The organism is Phenylobacterium sp., from assembly GCF_030679875.1.
Taxonomy (GTDB): Bacteria; Pseudomonadota; Alphaproteobacteria; order Caulobacterales; family Caulobacteraceae; genus Phenylobacterium.
Map to the genome: position 1 here is coordinate 111,041 of NZ_JAUXSP010000018.1, position 17,284 is coordinate 128,324.

Below are 17,284 nucleotides of genomic sequence, written 5' to 3' on the forward strand. Positions count from 1 at the left end.
AGCGGTCCGGAGCCCAGGCTCCGGGCCGCTTTTTCTTTGGCTGAAAGATGGCGAGCGGTTGTTGTAAATATGTCATTCTTTCGGCACGCAAGACACACTAGCTATCCCCCAAGGGCCACCAAGGGACCTGGGGCCGGCCAAGCCGGACCCCAACAAGGGGATTTACATGCAGTATCGTACGCTTCTTCTCGCAGCCGCCTCGGCGACCAGCCTGATGTCCACCGCCGCCCTGGCCCAGACCGCGCCGAACGCCGCGCCGTCGGCCGCCGAAGTCCAGGAAATCGTCGTCACCGGGACCCGCACCACCGGCCGCAGCCGGCTGGACACCCTGGCCCCTGTGGACGTCGTCACCAGCCAGAGCCTGCAGCAGCGTGGCGTCACCGAACTGGCGGCCGCCCTGTCGACCACCGTGCCGTCCATCAGCTTCCCACGCCCTTCCAACACCGATGGCACCGACGCGGTCCGCCCGGCGACCCTGCGTGGTCAGGGGCCTGACCAGACCCTGGTCCTGGTCAATGGCACGCGCCGCCATGTGAGCGCCCTCCTCAACACCAATGGTTCGGTGGGCCGCGGTTCGGCCGCCGTCGACCTGAACGCCATCCCCTCCACCGCCCTGGAGCGGATCGAAGTCCTGCGTGACGGCGCCGCGGCCCAGTACGGCTCCGACGCTATCGCTGGCGTGGTCAACCTGCGCCTGCGCGAAGCGGCCTCCGGCGGCGGCCTGTCCCTGACCTACGGCCAATACGAGACCGAGTTCGACGGCTTCTATGGCCGCGACGGCAATATCTCCGATGGCGCCACCACGACCGTCTCCGGCTGGCAGGGCCTGCCCCTGGGCGCGGACGGCTTCCTCACCCTGTCGGCGGAGTATCGCGACCGGGAGAACACCAACCGCAGCGATATTGACCGCCGCGTGACCCCCAACCGCATCACCTCGCGGTTCGGCGACGCCGACGTGGAGGACGTCTCCTTCTACGCCAACGCTGGCAAGCCCCTGGGCGATGTCTGGGAAGCCTATGGCTGGTTCGGCGTGCAGGAGCGCGACGCCGCCAGCGCTGCGACCTATCGCACCCCGACTGACGCCAACCAGAACGTGCCGGCGGTCTATCCAAACGGCTATCTGCCCAAGCTCGCCACCGACACCAGCGATCTGAGCGGGGCCCTCGGGCTGCGCGGTGAGATCGCCGGCTTCAACGCCGATTTCAACGTCGTTTACGGCAAGAACGACATCAATTTCGGCGTTCGCGACACCATCAACCCGTCCTATGGCGCGGCCTCGCAGACCTCTTTTGACGCCGGTGGCCTAGAATACAGCCAGACGGTCTTCTCCGCCGACTTCAGCCGCGGCGTGGATGTGGGCCTGGCCGGTCCGCTGAACGTGGCCTTCGGCCTGCAGGCGCGCACCGAGACCTTCGAGATCAATCAGGGCGAGCCGACCTCGTACAACCGTGGTCCGATCACCACTGTCTCGTTCGGTTCGCGGGGCTTCACCGGCTTCACGCCCAGCAACGAGGTGGACGTCGATCGTGACGCCATCGGGATCTATCTCGACCTTGAAGGCCAGGTGACGGACAAATTTTCGGCTTCGGGCGCGGTCCGCTATGAGGACTATTCGGACTTCGGCTCCAACACCTCGGGCAAGGTCTCGGCGCGCTATGACTTCACCCCGGCCTTCGCGCTTCGCGGGGCTGTGTCGTCGGGCTTCCGGGCGCCGAGCCTGCAGCAGCAGTACTATACGGCCACCTCGATCCTCTACATCAACGGCGTGCCATTCGAGACCGGGACCTATCCCTCGGTGAGCCCCATCGGCGTGGCGCTCGGCGGCCAAGCGCTCGATCCTGAAACCTCGCGCAACTATGCCCTGGGCCTGGTCTATCGCCGCGGCGCCTTCGAGTTGACTGTCGACGCCTACCGCATCGAGGTCGAGGACCGCATCGTCCTGAGCGAAACCTTCCAGGGTTCGGCCACCGCCGCGCCCGGAACCAACGCCCGGGTCATCGCCGACCTGCTGGCCCCCTTCGGCGCCACGGCCGCGCGCTTCTTCATCAACGGCGTGGACACCGAAACCACCGGCGTCGATGTGGTCGCCCGCTACCGGATCGTCGATCCCCAGGCCGGCACGTTCGACCTGACCGCGGCTGGCAACATCAATGAGTTCGAAGTCACCAAGACCCCGACCTCCAGCACTTCGATCCTGCCGACCCAGACCGCCCTGTTCGGTCGCCAGGCCGTCCTGCGGTTTGAGGAAGGCGCGCCGAAACAGAAGCTGACCCTGCAGGGCGACTGGAACCGCGAAGCCTGGGGCGCGACCCTGCGCAGCACCTTCTACGGTTCGGCCCTTTCGCCCGGCACGCTGGCCAATGGCAGCGCCGACAGCGAGACCGGCGTGCGTGGCGTGGTGGACCTGGAGGCCCGTCGGACCTTCCCCATGGGCGTCACCGTGGCGCTGGGGGCTGATAACCTGTTCGACGTCTATCCGCGTCAGATCCCGCCGACCCTGAACACCACGGGCGCCGCGCCGTTCTCGTCGTTCTCGCCCTTCGGCTTCAACGGCCGCTTCCTCTATGGTCGGGTCAGCATCCGCTGGTAGCCCTGGTCTACTGAAGTGATGTTGAGGGGGCGGGCGCAGGTCCGCCCCCTTTTCATTTCCAGCCCTGGGGGCCAACCTTTCCACAGGCGCCGTCTTTCCTGTGCACCGGGCCAGATCCCCAGGGGTCGCGGCCGCTTCGTTAAGCTATCAGACACACATGGCCATTGTTCCCGCCCTCGACCTGCGCATGCCGCAGGACGACGAAACCCACATTTCACACGCCCCAGCCAATATCGAGGCCGAGCAGGCGCTGTTGGGCGCCCTGCTCTACGACAACGCGGTTTTTGAGCGGCTGGGGGACAACCTGCAGGCGCGACACTTTTTCGAGCCCTTCCATGGCCGTCTGTACGGCGTCATTGAGATCTCCATCCGCAAGGGCCAGCTGGCCGAGCCCATCCTGATCGCCGAGCAATTCGCCCGCGACCCCGCTTTTGAGGAACTGGGCGGTCTTCGCTACCTGGCCAATCTGGTGGACCGGGCGCCGCCCTCCACCCATGCGCCGGACTATGCCCGGGCCGTCTATGACCTGGCCCTGCGCCGGGACCTGATCCGGATCGGCCAGGAGATCGCCACCGGCGCTCAGACCACCGACGGCGAGACCTCCGCCCGCGATCAGATCGAGTCCGCCGAGCAGCAGCTTTACGCCCTGGCCGAGACCGGCTCCGTGAGCCAGGGGTTCATTCCCTTCGCCGACGCCCTGCATGGGGCGGTCGCCATGGCGGCGGAGGCCCACGCGCGCGATGGCGGTCTGGCGGGTCTGTCCACGGGCCTGATCGACCTTGACCAGAAGATCGGCGGCCTGCACCCGTCCGACCTGGTGATCCTTGCGGCGCGCCCCTCCATGGGCAAGACGTCGCTGGCCTGTAACATCGCCTTCGACGTGGCGCGCAACTATGCCTGGGAGCCCCGTCCCGATGGCACCCGCAAGACCGTCAGCGGCGGCGTCGTCGCCTTCTTCTCCCTGGAAATGTCGGCTGAGCAGCTGGCCATGCGCCTGCTGGCCGAGGCTTCCGGCGTCTCCGGCGACCGACTCCGCAAGGGCGAGATCGACGCCATGGAGTTCGGGCGCGTGCGGGACGCGGCTCTGGAGATCCAGGAAGCGCCCCTGTTTATTGACGCCACCGGCGGCCTCAGTCTCGCCAAGCTCACCGCCCGGGCGCGGCGCCTGAAGCGGACCTCGGGTCTCGACCTTGTCATGGTCGACTATCTCCAACTGGTGACGGTGGGCTCCGGCTCCAGCGACAACCGCGTGCAGGAGGTCAGCGCCATCACCCAGGGGCTCAAGGCCCTGGCCAAGGAGCTGTCGGTCCCAGTCATCGCCCTGTCGCAGCTCTCGCGCCAGGTGGAGAACCGCGAGGACAAGCGGCCGCAACTTTCAGACCTGCGAGAGTCCGGCTCGATCGAGCAGGACGCCGACATGGTCATGTTCATCTACCGCGAGAGCTACTACCTCAGCCGCACCGAGCCCCGGGAGGGCACTGAGGAGCACTTCAAGTGGCAGGAGCAGATGGATCAGGTCCGCGGCCTGGCGGAAATCGTCATCGGCAAGCAGCGGCACGGCCCCATCGGCACGGTGAAGCTGTCCTTCCATGAAGACCTGACCAAGTTCGGCAACCTCGCCCGGGACGGCCGCTACGATCCCCACTGACGCGCCCGGGCTTGCGCCCCGGTCCTCAGCGGTTCAAGGGGAGCAGATGGCCCCCTCCCCCCGCGCCAGGCTGAGCATCGACCTCGACGCCCTGGCCCACAATTACCACGCGATCGCCGCCGAGGCGGCCGGCGCGGAGACCGCTCCGGTGGTCAAGGCCGACGGCTATGGCCTGGGCGCAGCGCCGATCGCGCGACGCCTGTGGACCGAGGGCGCCCGGACCTTCTTCGTCGCCCGCCTTGAGGAGGGCGAGGCCCTGCGCGCGGCCTTGAGCCCTCGCGCAGCGCGCATCCTTGTGCTGGACGGGTTCACCGCGGGCAGCGGCCCACGCATGGCGGCGGCGGGCCTGACCCCGGTGCTGAACAGTCTTGACCAGGTGGCCGCAGCGAGCCGCTTCGCCATCGCAGCCGCCGTGTCCCAACCCTGCGCCCTTCAGGTGGACACCGGCATGAACCGGCAGGGTCTCGGTCTGGCGCAGGCCAGCGCCCTGGCCCAGTCCGACCGGCTGACGGGCCTGGAGATCGAGCTGGTGATGAGCCATCTCGGCTCAGGCGCGGTCCCCGAGCATGAGCGCAACCGACACCAGCTGGCCGCCTTCGCCAGAGTGCGCGCCCTCTTCCCGCGGGCGAAAGCCAGTCTCGCCGCTTCGGCCGGCGCCTTTCTGGGGCCAGACTACAGGTTCGACCTTGTCCGCCCGGGCATCAGCCTGTTCGGGGGCGGGCCACAGGAGCAGCCCGATTCGCGGTTGCGGGCCGTCGCGCGGCTGGAGGCCCCGATCCTGGACATTCGTCACGTGGCGGCCGGGGAGCTGATCGGCTATGGCGCAACCATCTCGGCCGAGAGGGCGACCCGCGTCGCCCTGGTGGGCGCGGGCTACGCCGACGGGGTCATCCGCGCCACGCGGCGCGGGGGCACGGCCTGGGCGGCGGGGGCGCTGCGCCGGCTCTACATCGTCGACATGGACCTGACTGTCGTCGATCTCGGTGAAGCCGAGATGCAGCCCGGCGACATGGTGGAGCTCCTGGGACCTCACGCCCTGCTCGACGATCAGGCCAGGGCGGCGGGCAGCATCGCCCACGAATGCCTGGTCCGCCTGTCCTCGCGAGCCGAGCGCATCTATCTCGGCGCTGACGCCAAGCCACCGGCGTGAGGCGGCCCAAACCCGCCCCGGGGGCGTTAGACTGCAACCTCAGCGAATCAGGAGTCCCGCTTGGCCAGAGACGGCGCGGTCTATGTCTGCCAGTCCTGCGGCGGCGTGCACGGTAAGTGGGCCGGCCAGTGCCCGGCCTGCGGGGCGTGGAACACCATGGTCGAGGAGGCCCAGTCCCGGCCCCCCGGCGCCCTGGCGCCAGCCAAGGCCGGACGGGGTCAGCGCGGTCTGGTGTTCGAAACCCTGTCGGCCGAAACCCCCGCGCCCCCGCGCATCCTCACGGGGGTGGCGGAGTTCGACCGGGTCTGCGGCGGCGGCGTCGTGCCCGGCTCGGCGCTTCTGGTCGGCGGCGACCCGGGGGTGGGCAAGTCCACCCTGCTGATGCAGGTGGTCGGGCAGGCGGCCCTGCGCGGCGCCCGCTGCGCCTATATTTCCGGCGAAGAAGCGGTCGAACAGGTCCGCGCCCGGGCTCACCGGATGGGCCTGGCCCAGGCGCCGGTTCAGCTCGCCGCCGAGACCTCCCTGCGGATCATCCTCGATGGGCTGAAGCGGGACGCCTTCGACCTGGTGGTGATCGATTCCATCCAGACCATGTGGAGCGACGCCCATGAGGCGGCTCCAGGTTCGGTGACCCAGGTGCGGGCCGCGGCCGGCGAACTGGTCCGCATCGCCAAGAAGCGCGGCGTGGCCGTGATCCTGGTCGGCCATGTCACCAAGGAAGGCGCCATTGCAGGGCCCCGGGTGATTGAACACATGGTCGACGCGGTCCTCACCTTCGAGGGCGAACGGGGCTACCCGTTCCGGATCCTGCGGGGGGTCAAGAACCGGTTCGGGGCCACCGACGAGATCGGCGTCTTCGAGATGGCCGACGCCGGGCTCATAGAGGTGCTGAACCCCTCAGCTCTTTTCCTGAACACCGCCGGCGAACGGGCGGCTGGGGCGGCTGTCTTCGCCGGAATCGAGGGGTCCAGACCCGTCCTGGTGGAAATCCAGGCCCTGGTGGCGCCCAGCGCCTATGGCACGCCGCGGCGGGCTGTCGTGGGCTGGGACTCCGGACGACTGGCCATGGTCCTGGCGGTCCTGGAAGCCCGCTGCGGTCTTGGGTTTGGCGACCGGGACGTCTATCTCAACGTCGCGGGCGGCTTGCGGGTCACCGAGCCCGCGGCGGATCTGGCCGCGGCTGCGGCCCTGGCGTCCTCGGCCCTCGACGTCGCCCTGCCACAGGACTGCGTCGTGTTCGGCGAGATCAGCCTGGCCGGCGACATCCGGCAGGTCAGCCGGATGGACGGCCGCCTGAAAGAGGCCGCCAAGCTCGGCTTCGGACAGGCCCTGGCGCCGGTCGAGGCTGAGGGGGGGGCAGGGATGAAGGTCAACCCGGTGGCGAGGTTGGCCGACGCCATATCGCGGATCGGCGAACAGGACTGGAAAGGGCGCTCTTGACGCTGTTTGACATCATCGCACTCGGGCTGCTGGCGATCTCAGGCGGCGTGGGCTTCTTTCGGGGTGCGGTCCGGGAGATGGCCACCGTACTCGCCCTGCTTGTGGCGGGCGCCGCGGCGCTATGGGGACTGCGCTTCTCCGGCCCCTTGCTGCGCGGGATCGTCGAGCCTGCCTGGGCGGCCAATGTCGCGGCGATCCTGGTGGTGTTTGTTGTAATCTATGTGGTCTTGCGGTTGATCGGTGGCCGGATGGCTGACCGGGTTCAGGCCACCGATGTGCTGGGCTTCCTCGATCGCCTCATCGGCGCAGGGTTCGGGCTGGTTCGCTCTCTGGTAGTGCTCGGCGCCTTCAACCTGGCCTTCCAGGCCGCGACGCCGCCTGAGCGCATGCCGCAATGGATTGCCAGTGCGGCGCTTTATCCCTTGACCGAGACCGCCGGCGAGGTGCTGAAAGCCTTCGCGCCTAAGGGAATGGACGTGGCTGATCGGCTACGCCCGGCGATCACGGGCGCAGTTCGAGACGGCGCAGGTGATCCGCCTTCGGAAGAAGGCTATGACGAGCGCGCGCGCGACGACATCGATGATCTGGTGGAGAAATCCCGATGAGCCCCGCTTCTGCGACCTGGTCCCCCCCGGTCCGAGACCCGGATGACGACAGTCTGAGGTTGGAGTGCGGAGTCTTCGGGGTCTATGGGGCGGCCCAGGCCGCCGGCCTCACGGCGCTCGGGCTGCACGCGCTCCAGCACAGGGGACAGGAAGCTTGCGGCATCGCCAGCTTTGACGGCCAACGCTTCCATACCGAACGCCATATGGGCCGCGTCGGCGAGGCCTTCGGAGACGCCGACCTCGCGCAGCGCCTGCCCGGCGGGGCCGCCATCGGCCACACCCGCTACTCCACCGCCGGCGGCAGCTTCATCCGCAACGTCCAGCCCATGTTCGCCGATCTGGAAAGCGGCGGCATCGCCCTCGCCCACAACGGCAACCTCACCAACTTTCTCACCCTGCGCCAGCATCTGGTGGCCGAGGGCGCCATCTTCCAGTCGACCTCCGACTCCGAGGTGATCCTGCATCTGGTCGCCAGGTCGCGCAAAGGCCGGATGACCGATCGTTTCATCGACGCCCTGTCGATGATCGAGGGCGGCTACGCCCTGGTGGCGCTGACAAACAAAAAGCTTATCGGGGTGCGCGACCCCCTGGGCATCCGCCCCCTGGTCCTGGGCAAGCTGGACAATACCTATGTCCTGGCGTCGGAGACCTGCGCCCTGGACATGATCGGCGCCCGCTTCATCCGTGACATCGAGCACGGCGAGATGGTGGTGATCGACCAAAGTGGCGTTGAGAGTCTGCGCCCCTTCCCCGCCGCCCGCGCCCGGCCCTGCATCTTCGAATATGTCTATTTCGCCCGCCCCGACTCCGTGGTGAACGGCCGCTCGGTCTATGAGGTGCGCAAGCGGATGGGCCGGCGCCTGGCTCAGGAGAGCGCGCCACCCTGCGACGTGGTGGTGCCCGTGCCAGACTCCGGCGTGCCCTGCGCGCTGGGCTACGCCCAGGAGACCGGCGTGCCCTACGAGATGGGGATCATGCGCAACCACTATGTGGGGCGCACCTTCATCCAGCCGACCCAGGGCGCCCGAGAGTTGGGGGTGCGCATGAAGCTCTCTCCCAACCGTGCGGTTCTCGCGGGCAAGCGGGTGATGCTGATCGATGACTCCATCGTGCGGGGCACAAACTCTCTGCGGGTGGTGCGCATGGTGCGTGAGGCTGGCGCCAAGGAGGTCCACCTTCGCTCCGGTTCGCCGCCGATCATGTGGCCCGATTTTTACGGCATCGACATGCCCGAGCGGCAGCAGCTGCTGGCGGCCAACAAGAGCCTTGAAGAGATGGCCCGGATCCTCGAGGTCGACAGCCTGGGCTTCCTGTCAGTGGATGGCCTCTATTGGGCCATGGAGTCCGAGCCCCGGGACCCTGCGGCGCCTCAGTTCACCGACCACTATTTCACGGGCGACTACCCGACCCGCTTGCTTGACCGGGAGATCGCCGAAGGTCGCAACGCGGCGGATGAACGACAACTGACCTTCCTGGTCGACGCGTGATCGGCGCCATACGCGGCGCGCTCGCGCGATTCCGGATAGATCCCTACATCCTGGCCATCCTGGCGACCGTGGTCTTCGCCTCTCTGGTTCCCGCCCGCGGACAGGCCGCCGATGTCGTGAATGTTGCGACCAAGATCGGCGTGGCCCTGGTCTTCTTCCTGCACGGCGCCAAGCTGTCGCCCCAGGCCGTCGTGGCCGGCATCGCCCACTGGCGTCTCCATCTTGTGGTGCTCCTGACCACCTTCGCCCTGTTTCCTCTGGCGGGTCTGACCTTCTCCACCCTGCCCAGCTGGATCGTGCCCGCAGCCCTGGCGCCAGGGCTGATCTATCTGGGGTGCCTGCCCTCGACCATTCAGTCGGCCGTCGGGTTCACCGCAATTGCGCGCGGCAATGTCGCCGCCGCCGTCTGCGGCGCGTCAGCCTCAAACATCCTGGGCGTGCTGATCACGCCGCTGCTGGTGGGCCTCCTGCTCAGCGCCGAGGGCGGCGGTCTCTCGTGGGGCGCCCTGGAGGCGATCCTGCTGCAACTTCTGGTCCCGTTTATCGCCGGCCAGCTCATGCGTCGCTGGATCGCAGGCTTCATCCAGCGTCACGCCAAACAGGCCGGTCTGGTCGACCGCGGCTCGATCCTGCTGGTCGTCTACAACGCCTTTTCCGGGGCTGTGGCGGTGGGGATCTGGAGCCAGGTGTCCATGACTGATCTGCTGCGCCTGTCGCTGATCTGTCTGGTTCTGCTCGTCGCCTCCATGGGCTGGACGGTCTGGATCAGCCGGCGGCTGAAATTCTCCGTCGAAGACGAGGCGACCATCCTGTTTGGCGGCTCCAACAAGAGCTTGGCGGCAGGGGCGCCCATGGCCGCCGTCCTGTTTCCCGCCGCCACCGTGGGCTTCGTTCTCCTGCCGATCATGCTCTATCACCAGTTCCAGCTCATGGCCTGTGCGGCCATTGCTGGGCACTACGCCAAACGGGCCGAGCGCCCCTCAGAAGCCAGCTAGACAAAGACCATGACGGAAGCCTCCTCAACGCCCCTGGCGGGCCGTATCGCCCTGGTCACCGGGGCCAGCCGCGGCATTGGTCGCGAATGCGCCATCGCCCTGGCCAGGGCCGGCGCCCATGTCATCGCGGTCGCCCGCACCCAAGGCGGCCTGGAGGTGCTGGACGACAAGATTCGCGCCGTGTCGGGCCGCCCCGCGACCCTGGTCCCCCTGGACCTCGCCCAGGGCGATGGCGTCGACCAATTGGGGCTGGCCATCCACGAGAGACACGGCCAGCTGGATATCCTGGTCCACGCCGCCGCCATCCTGGGGGGGCTGAGCCCTGTGTCACACATTGATCCGCCGGCCTGGGACAAGGCTGTGGCGGTCAATCTGACGGCCACCTATCGCCTGCTGCGCAGCACTGAGCGACTGCTGAAAGCCGCCCCGGCCGGACGGGCCCTGATCTTCACCAGCGGCCGCGTGGCCCGTCCCAAGGCCTTCTGGGGGGCCTATGGCGCCACCAAGGCCGCCACCGACCATCTGGTGCGCACCTGGGCCGACGAGCTTGAGAACACCAGCGTGCGCGCCGCCCTGATCGATCCGGGCGCCATGCGCACCAAGATGCGCGCCGAGGCGATGCCCGGCGAGGATCCGGACACCCTGCCCGATCCCGCTGAGATCGGGCCGATGATCGTCGAGCTGGCGAGCGCCGAGCTTGGTCCGCCCGATACGCCGATCAGCTTCGCCGCGTGGAAGGCCGCGCAGGCGTCTTCCGCCCACTGACCGGTCGAGCGCGGGTGGGCCTGGCCTTGGCGCCGCCGAAGCCAGACGACTTGGCCGCACGCGCCGGCTTGCCCGTCTTGAGCGTCTTTCCGGCCTTGGCGCCCGCGGGCTTCTTCGATCCCGGCTTGGCGGAGGAGGACTTCATCTTTCGCGGCGCGGTGCGTGAGGGCCCCGGCGAACGGGACTCGCCCTCGGCATAGGGGTTCGCCCCGGACCTCACGGTCAGTCGCACCGGCACGCCGGGCAGGTCGAAGCTCTCGCGGATCGAGTGGATCAGATAGCGGCGGTAGCTATCGGGCAAGGTGCTGGCCCGGCTGGCGAACAACACAAAGGTCGGGGGACGGGCCTTGGTCTGGGTGATGTATTTCGGGCGAACACGACGGCCATTGACCGCCGGCGGCGGGTGGCGTTGCACCGCCATGGCCAGCCAGTCGTTCAGGTCGCGGGTCTTGACCTTGGTCGACCAGTCGTCATGGGCCTTGAACACAGCCGGCATCAGGCGGTCGAGGTTGCGGCCGGTTTCCGCCGAAAGGGCGATCATCGGCGCTCCGCGGACCTGGGGCAGCTTGCGGGAAACCTCCTCCTCCAGTTCCTTCAGACGGATCTGCGGATCTTCCACCAGGTCCCACTTGGCCAGGACGAAGACCAGGGCGCGACCTTCCCGCTCCACCAGATCGGCGATCTGCAGATCCTGGATCTCCAGGGGATGGGTGGCGTCCATGACCAGAAGCACCACCTCGGCGAAGGTGATGGCCCGGATCGTGTCCTGCGTCGACAGGCGTTCCAGCTTCTCCTGAACCTTGGCCTTGCGGCGAAGCCCCGCTGTGTCCACCAGCCGGATCGCCCGGTCATCCCAGGTCCAGTCGACGGGAATAGAGTCGCGGGTGATCCCGGCTTCCGGTCCGGTCAGCAGCCGGTCCTCGCCGATCAGCCGGTTGACGAGGGTGGACTTGCCCGCGTTGGGGCGACCGACAATGGCCAGCTGAACGGGTTTGATCCCGCCCTCATCCTCATCCTCTCCGGCCTCGGGAAACAGACGAACCACCTCGGCATAGAGGTCAGCCATGCCTTCACCATGCTCGGCCGACACCGGAACCGGTTCGCCAAATCCCAGGCGGAAGGCGTCCATGGTCCCGGCGTCGCCCTGGCGGCCCTCGGCCTTATTGGCCAGGAGTACGACGGGCTTGCTGGACTTGCGCAGCAGTTCGCCAAAGACCTCATCCATCGGGGCGACCCCCTCACGGGAATCCATCACGAACAGGATCAGATCGGCTTCATCGATGGCGAGCTCGGTCTGCTGGCGCATCCGCGCCTCCAGGCTCTCGTCAGTGACGTCCTCGAAGCCGGCGGTGTCGATCAGCTCCAGATCGACATCCCCCAGGCGACCAGAGGCGAACTTGCGGTCGCGGGTCACCCCGGGCAGGTCGTCGACAATGGCGAGCTTTCGCCCGGCAAGCCGGTTGAATAGGGTCGACTTGCCGACGTTCGGACGGCCGACGATGGCGATTTTGAGTGGCATAGGCGCCCCCTGGCGCGCTGGAACAGAAGCTGGTCTCCATAGACCAGATTTCGCTCAAGATGGTGCGAATCCACGCTCCAGGCGCGGCAGAAAGACGCTTAGACGCCCCTACGGGCTGCGCCGACGGCCCTGGAGGCCTAGCGCAGGGCGATCAATTGAGCGGAATCGGTGGCGACATAGACCATGCCGTCCACCGCGATCGGTTCCAGGAGAACCGGCGAGCCCAGGTTGAGCTTGCGTTCCACAGCGCCCGTCTTGGGGTTCAGCACAGCCATTTCGCCGGTGGTCGAGGCCACGATCAGCTTGTTGGAAGCCAACAGGGGACCCGTCCAAATCGGCTTGGCCCCAGGCCGGGCGCCGATGCCAAAGACTCCGCCCACCTTCTTGGGCTCCACGCCCTCATTGAGGTCGCGGATCCAGTAGACCTGCCCGCTCTCGCGGGAGATGCACATCACCTCTCCAGCCTTGGACACCACATAGACGACGTCGCCTGCGGGCCAGGGCGTGGAGGTCGCCGTGACCGGCAGGGTCCAACGCGGCGCGCCGGTGCGGAGGTCCACGGCGGCGAAGGCGCCCGCATGGCTGACCGCATAGACGTCCCCGCGATAGATCACCGGCCGCCCTGAAATGTCGCGAATTTCCGACAAGGCGTTGGTGCGGCTACCCCGGGATAGGCCCTCGTTCCACAGGTCATTGCCGTTGCCCGCGCGCAGGGCGACCAGTTCGCCGGAGCTGAACGCGGCGATCACGGTGTCGCCAGAGACAGCCGGACTGGAGGACCCGAGGATGCGCGCAGGCTCGCTCAGAGCCTGGTATGTCCAGCTGGGCGCCCCGGTTGCTGTCTCAAAGGTCAGCAGGGTGTTGTCGATGGTCACGGCCATGACCCGGCCCGCGGTCACTGTCGGGGCCGAGCGGATCGGCTGCTCGGTCGTCCGCCGCCACTCCTCGGCTCCGGTCGCCGCGTCGAGGCGAGCGACAAAGCGGTAGCCCGAGGCGACGTAGAGCTTGCCATCTGCATAGGCCAGACCGCCACCAAAACCCTCTCGTTCGGCGCGGCGAGGGGGCTCAAGGTCGACGCTCCAGACCGTCTGGCCCGTCTTAAGTTCAATGGCGGAGACCTTGGCCGATCCATCCATCACATAGATACGGCCGTCCGCCGCCACGGGGGGGGCGGTCACATGATGGCCACGCCCCGATCCCTCGCCGAAGTTGCGGCGCCAGGCGATATCGAAGTTGACCGGCGCCTCAATGTGCTCCGGCGCCTGCTCGCCCACGCCACCCGGCAGGGGCCAGGCTGTGCGGGCATAGGGAGTCGGCAGGAAGAAGTCGGCGCCGCGAAGCGTTTCGGAGGGCTCGATCGTACCGTCAAAGGCGATGACCGAAATCCGCTCGCCGCCGCTCGCAATCTCCTGCGGGCCGTCGTCCTGGTCGAAGGGATTGAGGCGGTTGATCGTCGAGCAGCCGGACATCGCAACGGCGCTGACCAGCAGAACGGCGACCATCGAAGGGCGGGAGAGGATCATTGCGCGGTCGAACCTTGCTGCAGCGGAGCCTCGGCAGAGGCCGCATCGTCGGAAGCGGGCGGGGGAAGCGCGAGCGAGGCCTTAACCGCGTCAGGCAGGGCCTTGGCCGTCCCGGAGTCAATCATGGCCCGAGCGGCCTGGGCGCGCTGCCGGGCCATTTCAGAAACCCCGGGCATGAGGGCGAGCACGCCAAAATCCGCACGGGCCTCATCCATTTCGCCCCCCATCAGCTTGGCGAAGGCCAGAGCCTCGAGGGCCAGCGCGCGATAGGGACGCCCGTCCTCGGTCAACGGCTCAAGCCTTGTCTTCAATTCCGACAGCGGGGCGGTATCGAGCACCGCGAAGGCGGATTTGAGGCGGGCGGCGTCACCCAGTATCGGGTCCGGGGCCTTGGCGGCGGCCTCATCGAACAGCTTTACGGCGGCATCAACGTCGCCGTCGTTCACCTTGAGCCCGGCCTGCTGCATCAGGGCCAGGGCGGCGTAACCGTCCGGTCCATTCTCGGCGACCTCGGCGAAGCGTTGCTCGGCCTTGTTCATGTCGCCGGCGCCAAAGGCCTCAACGCCTTCGGCATAGGCCTGGGACGCATCGCCCATGGCTCGGCTCTGCCAGGCGTTCCAGCCCCAGAGCCCCAAGCCCAGCGCCAGGATCAAGGCGAGCCCGCCCAACACCCAAGGCAGGGCGCGCAGGGCGAGCGTCTTGTAGCGGTCGGTGCGAAGTTGCTCCTCGACCTCTTCAAAAACGTCAGTCACGAATTGGAATCCCTGCGCTCAGGCGACAAAATCAGAGGCGGCGAACCTATAGTGCAAGCGGGCGCGCCGCAACGCCGCCTGACTGTCCGGTCGTAGGCCCATTGGTGAGAGGCTAGCCCGCCTTGGGAAAGTAAATCTCCGCCGGCCCGGGGAAACGCCGGGCCTGAACGTCGGCGGCATAGGCCTGGACCGCACCGAGGATCTCGCTGCGCAGGTCGGCATAGCGACGCACGAACTTGGGCGTCCAGTCGAACAGGCCGAGCATGTCGTCGGTGACCAGAATCTGCCCGTCGCAGCCGGCTGAGGCCCCGATCCCGATGGTGGGCACATCGACGGCCCGGGTGATTTCCTGGGCCAGCCCCTCGGCCACCCCTTCGATCACCAGCGCGAAGGCCCCCGCCGCCGCGGTGGCGCGGGCCTCGTCCAGAATCTTGGCGCGCTCCGCCTCGCCGCGCCCCTTGGCGCGAAACCCGCCGTCCACCAGCACGGCTTGGGGGCGCAGGCCCACATGGCCCATGACCGGCACCCCACGTTTCACCAGATAGTCGATCGTGTCGGCCACCGTGGGACCAGACTCCACCTTCACCGCCTGGGCGCCGGTTTCCTTCATCAGGCGCGCCGCATTGGCATAGGCCTGCTCAGCCGAGCCCTCATAGGAGCCAAAGGGCATGTCGACGACCACCATGGCCCGGCGGGAGCCGCGCATGACGGCCTGACCATGCAGGATCATCATCTCCAGGGTGACACCCACGGTGTTGGGCAGACCGTGGATCACCATGCCGACGGAGTCCCCGACCAGCAGCAGGTCACAGGCCTCGTCCAGCAGTTCGGCCATGGGCGCGGTATAGGCGGTAAGACAGACGATCGGCGTCTTGCCCTTCCGTCCGGTGATGTCGGGCGCTGCTAGGCGTCGCACCGTCTCCTGGCGTTGAGCGGACAGGGTCAGAACTCCTCAATAATGCGGGTCAGGACGAGACCCATGGCGACGACAGCCAACCCAGCCACCAGCCAGATGGCCTCGATCCCCGCCGGGCCATTTAGCAACCACTCGGCCTGGGGGGCGATCTGACGGACGCCGCTGGTCAGGACCTGTACGGATTCGCTCGAGGCGGCCTCGGCGCGGGAAAACAGGTTGAACATAATCAGCTGACTGGCGCCGATCACGCCGCCCACAAGGCCCGCAGCGCCAATCAGAACCCGGCGCGCCGCCCAGCCGCGGTCCAAACGTCTTTGAACGCGTTCGGCGAAGGCTTCGGCGTCGGAGGACTCCGGCGCGCGGGCGAACAGCCGCTCAAGCGTGCGTTCGACCTCCATCTCAGCCATTGCCACGCCGTCCCTCCATTGTATCGCCGTCGGGCGCCAGCCGGGCCCTGAGCTTATCCAGACCACGTTTGACATGCGATTTGACCGTTCCAAGCGGCAGGTTCAAGGCCTCCGCCGCCTCGGCGTGTGACAGCCCCGCCCCATAGCAGAGACTGACGCACAGCCGCTCAGCCTCTCCGAGGCCCTTGAGCGCCTCGTCCAGGTCCATCCGTCGGCCTGGATCCTCAGGCGGGGATTCATCCAGGAGATCTGCCGCCTCAAGCCGGGACCTGTATTTCTTATCTTTCTGAATCCGGCGCACGCAGGCCCGCGCGGCGATCTTCTTGACCCAGCCGCCAAAGGTCCCCTCGCCCCGGAATTCGGCGATGGATTCGAAAGCCGAGATGAAGGCGTCCTGCGCCAGATCATCGGTTTCGGTCGCGCTGATCCCCATTCGTCGCAGCAGCGCCCTGACTGCGGACCCGTGCCGTCGCACAAGTTCGCCAAAGGCCTGGCGGTCGCCGGACGCGGCCAGGCTGGCCAGTTCGACGTCGTGCAGACTTGAGAGTCGGTGTCGTTCGGCCCGCGACATGGCTGTGCCCCGCCGCGCGCGATCAGGACCTGTCCCGGCCGATGAAGGACATCAGGATGAAAGCCAGCCCGATGAAGCCTGGAAAGGCGGAGATGCCGAGGAAGATATAGGTTGCGTCGGGCTCCTCGAACCCCAGCGCATAGCCGAAGGCGGCCAGGCCGACGGCCACCCCGACCCAGATGATGCCCGTCCGCAGATCACGCGCCGGCGAGGCCTTGGGCTTGATCTTCACGTCATGGGTGAGCGCCTGGATCAGCTCCGGCGGCAATTGCTGCCCCTGCTCGTAGGCGGCCTGGATCGTCTTGTGGAGCGCGGCGCGTTCCTTGGCCTTGAGGTAACGGGGCACGACAACGATGGCGACAATCGCGCTGAACACGATCGCGGTTGTGAAGACGCTCGAGATAATGCCGGCGATGGCGACGTCCATGGGAGATTTCCTATCTAGGCGCGGTCGGGCGCTTCTGACCCGTTCACACCATAAGAGGCGCGCGCCGTCCCCGACAGATGCAAGCGCCACCATGAAATCTTGGTCATGATTGGGCGTCCAACCTCCAGCCAGTAAGCCTTCGCCAGCGCGCAGCACCCTGCGCGTTCTGAACGGTGACGCACTGGCGGCGCATAAAAAACCATCATCGCAGTCTCGGGGGGGCGATTCCCCACCCCCGCATCAACCGCAGCGTTTACAGCGCCGGTTTTCTATGTCGTGCTCCAGATTACTGATGGTTATCGAAGCAAATATCCCATTTTGGTTGGAATCTCTGCGCGCTAATCCGCAACACAAGCAGGGGTTCATTCCGATGTGGCGGAATTCGACGACCAGTTGAAGGCTCTATTGAGGGGCGGCGCCGGCGCTGAGCCCGGCTTACAGGCCGCCGTGAAAACACTTGGGGGACGACCATATGGCAGCTAGCCGCAC

The 17,284-nt window shown here is 67.3% G+C and carries 15 protein-coding genes; 8 read left to right on the forward strand and 7 right to left on the reverse strand.

All coding sequences use genetic code 11. The annotated features are described in order from the left end of the window. Positions 1–166 precede the first annotated feature (166 nt). The 8 genes from Q8K84_RS10815 (at position 167) to Q8K84_RS10850 (ending at position 10,680) form a co-directional block, all read left to right on the forward strand. Positions 167–2,590 carry a TonB-dependent siderophore receptor gene (locus tag Q8K84_RS10815; protein ID WP_305282651.1) on the forward strand — a complete coding sequence of 808 codons (2,424 nt, stop codon included), beginning with the start codon at positions 167–169 and terminating at the stop codon, positions 2,588–2,590. Between the two features lie 157 nt (positions 2,591–2,747). After that, positions 2,748–4,238, forward strand: coding sequence for a replicative DNA helicase (locus tag Q8K84_RS10820; protein ID WP_305282652.1), 1,491 nt, complete (start codon positions 2,748–2,750; stop codon positions 4,236–4,238). A 46-nt stretch (positions 4,239–4,284) separates the two neighbouring features. Then, positions 4,285–5,388: an alanine racemase gene (gene alr / locus Q8K84_RS10825; RefSeq protein WP_305282653.1), complete on the forward strand. Its 1,104-nt coding sequence runs from the start codon at positions 4,285–4,287 to the stop codon at positions 5,386–5,388. Between the two features lie 60 nt (positions 5,389–5,448). Further along, the gene (gene radA / locus Q8K84_RS10830) at positions 5,449–6,828 is read left to right on the forward strand and encodes a DNA repair protein RadA (RefSeq protein WP_305282654.1); all 1,380 of its coding nucleotides are present in this window, start codon (positions 5,449–5,451) and stop codon (positions 6,826–6,828) included. Further along, entirely contained in the window at positions 6,825–7,433 is a 609-nt protein-coding gene (locus Q8K84_RS10835) for a CvpA family protein (protein ID WP_305282655.1), read from the forward strand. Before radA ends, Q8K84_RS10835 begins: the two co-directional genes overlap by 4 nt. Then, positions 7,430–8,920, forward strand: a complete 1,491-nt coding sequence (gene purF / locus Q8K84_RS10840) for an amidophosphoribosyltransferase (protein ID WP_305282656.1) — start codon at positions 7,430–7,432, stop codon at positions 8,918–8,920. The genes Q8K84_RS10835 and purF overlap by 4 nt, the downstream gene beginning before the upstream one ends. Beyond that, positions 8,917–9,915, forward strand: a complete 999-nt coding sequence (locus Q8K84_RS10845) for a bile acid:sodium symporter family protein (RefSeq protein WP_370867862.1) — start codon at positions 8,917–8,919, stop codon at positions 9,913–9,915. The genes purF and Q8K84_RS10845 overlap by 4 nt, the downstream gene beginning before the upstream one ends. Before the next feature lie 9 nt (positions 9,916–9,924). Beyond that, entirely contained in the window at positions 9,925–10,680 is a 756-nt protein-coding gene (locus Q8K84_RS10850) for an SDR family NAD(P)-dependent oxidoreductase (protein WP_305282657.1), read from the forward strand. Here the strand turns inward: Q8K84_RS10850 and der are convergent. From der to Q8K84_RS10885, 7 genes are all read right to left on the reverse strand, one after another. Further along, positions 10,634–12,199 carry a ribosome biogenesis GTPase Der gene (der, locus tag Q8K84_RS10855; protein WP_370867863.1) on the reverse strand — a complete coding sequence of 522 codons (1,566 nt, stop codon included), beginning with the start codon at positions 12,197–12,199 and terminating at the stop codon, positions 10,634–10,636. The genes Q8K84_RS10850 and der overlap by 47 nt on opposite strands. Positions 12,200–12,336: 137 nt before the next feature. Beyond that, positions 12,337–13,722, reverse strand: a complete 1,386-nt coding sequence (locus tag Q8K84_RS10860) for a PQQ-like beta-propeller repeat protein (protein WP_305282658.1) — start codon at positions 13,720–13,722, stop codon at positions 12,337–12,339. Then, positions 13,719–14,474: a tetratricopeptide repeat protein gene (locus tag Q8K84_RS10865; protein ID WP_305282659.1), complete on the reverse strand. Its 756-nt coding sequence runs from the start codon at positions 14,472–14,474 to the stop codon at positions 13,719–13,721. The genes Q8K84_RS10860 and Q8K84_RS10865 overlap by 4 nt, the downstream gene beginning before the upstream one ends. Positions 14,475–14,586: 112 nt before the next feature. Continuing rightward, positions 14,587–15,414: a 3-methyl-2-oxobutanoate hydroxymethyltransferase gene (gene panB, locus Q8K84_RS10870; protein WP_305282693.1), complete on the reverse strand. Its 828-nt coding sequence runs from the start codon at positions 15,412–15,414 to the stop codon at positions 14,587–14,589. A 2-nt stretch (positions 15,415–15,416) separates the two neighbouring features. Next, entirely contained in the window at positions 15,417–15,797 is a 381-nt protein-coding gene (locus Q8K84_RS10875; RefSeq protein WP_305282660.1) for a hypothetical protein, read from the reverse strand. Continuing rightward, a complete protein-coding gene (locus Q8K84_RS10880; RefSeq protein WP_305282661.1) occupies positions 15,790–16,368 on the reverse strand; it encodes an RNA polymerase sigma factor in 579 nt (192 codons plus the stop codon). The genes Q8K84_RS10875 and Q8K84_RS10880 overlap by 8 nt, the downstream gene beginning before the upstream one ends. A 22-nt stretch (positions 16,369–16,390) precedes the next feature. Next, positions 16,391–16,795 carry a DUF6249 domain-containing protein gene (locus Q8K84_RS10885; RefSeq protein WP_305282662.1) on the reverse strand — a complete coding sequence of 135 codons (405 nt, stop codon included), beginning with the start codon at positions 16,793–16,795 and terminating at the stop codon, positions 16,391–16,393. Positions 16,796–17,284: the final 489 nt, after the last annotated feature.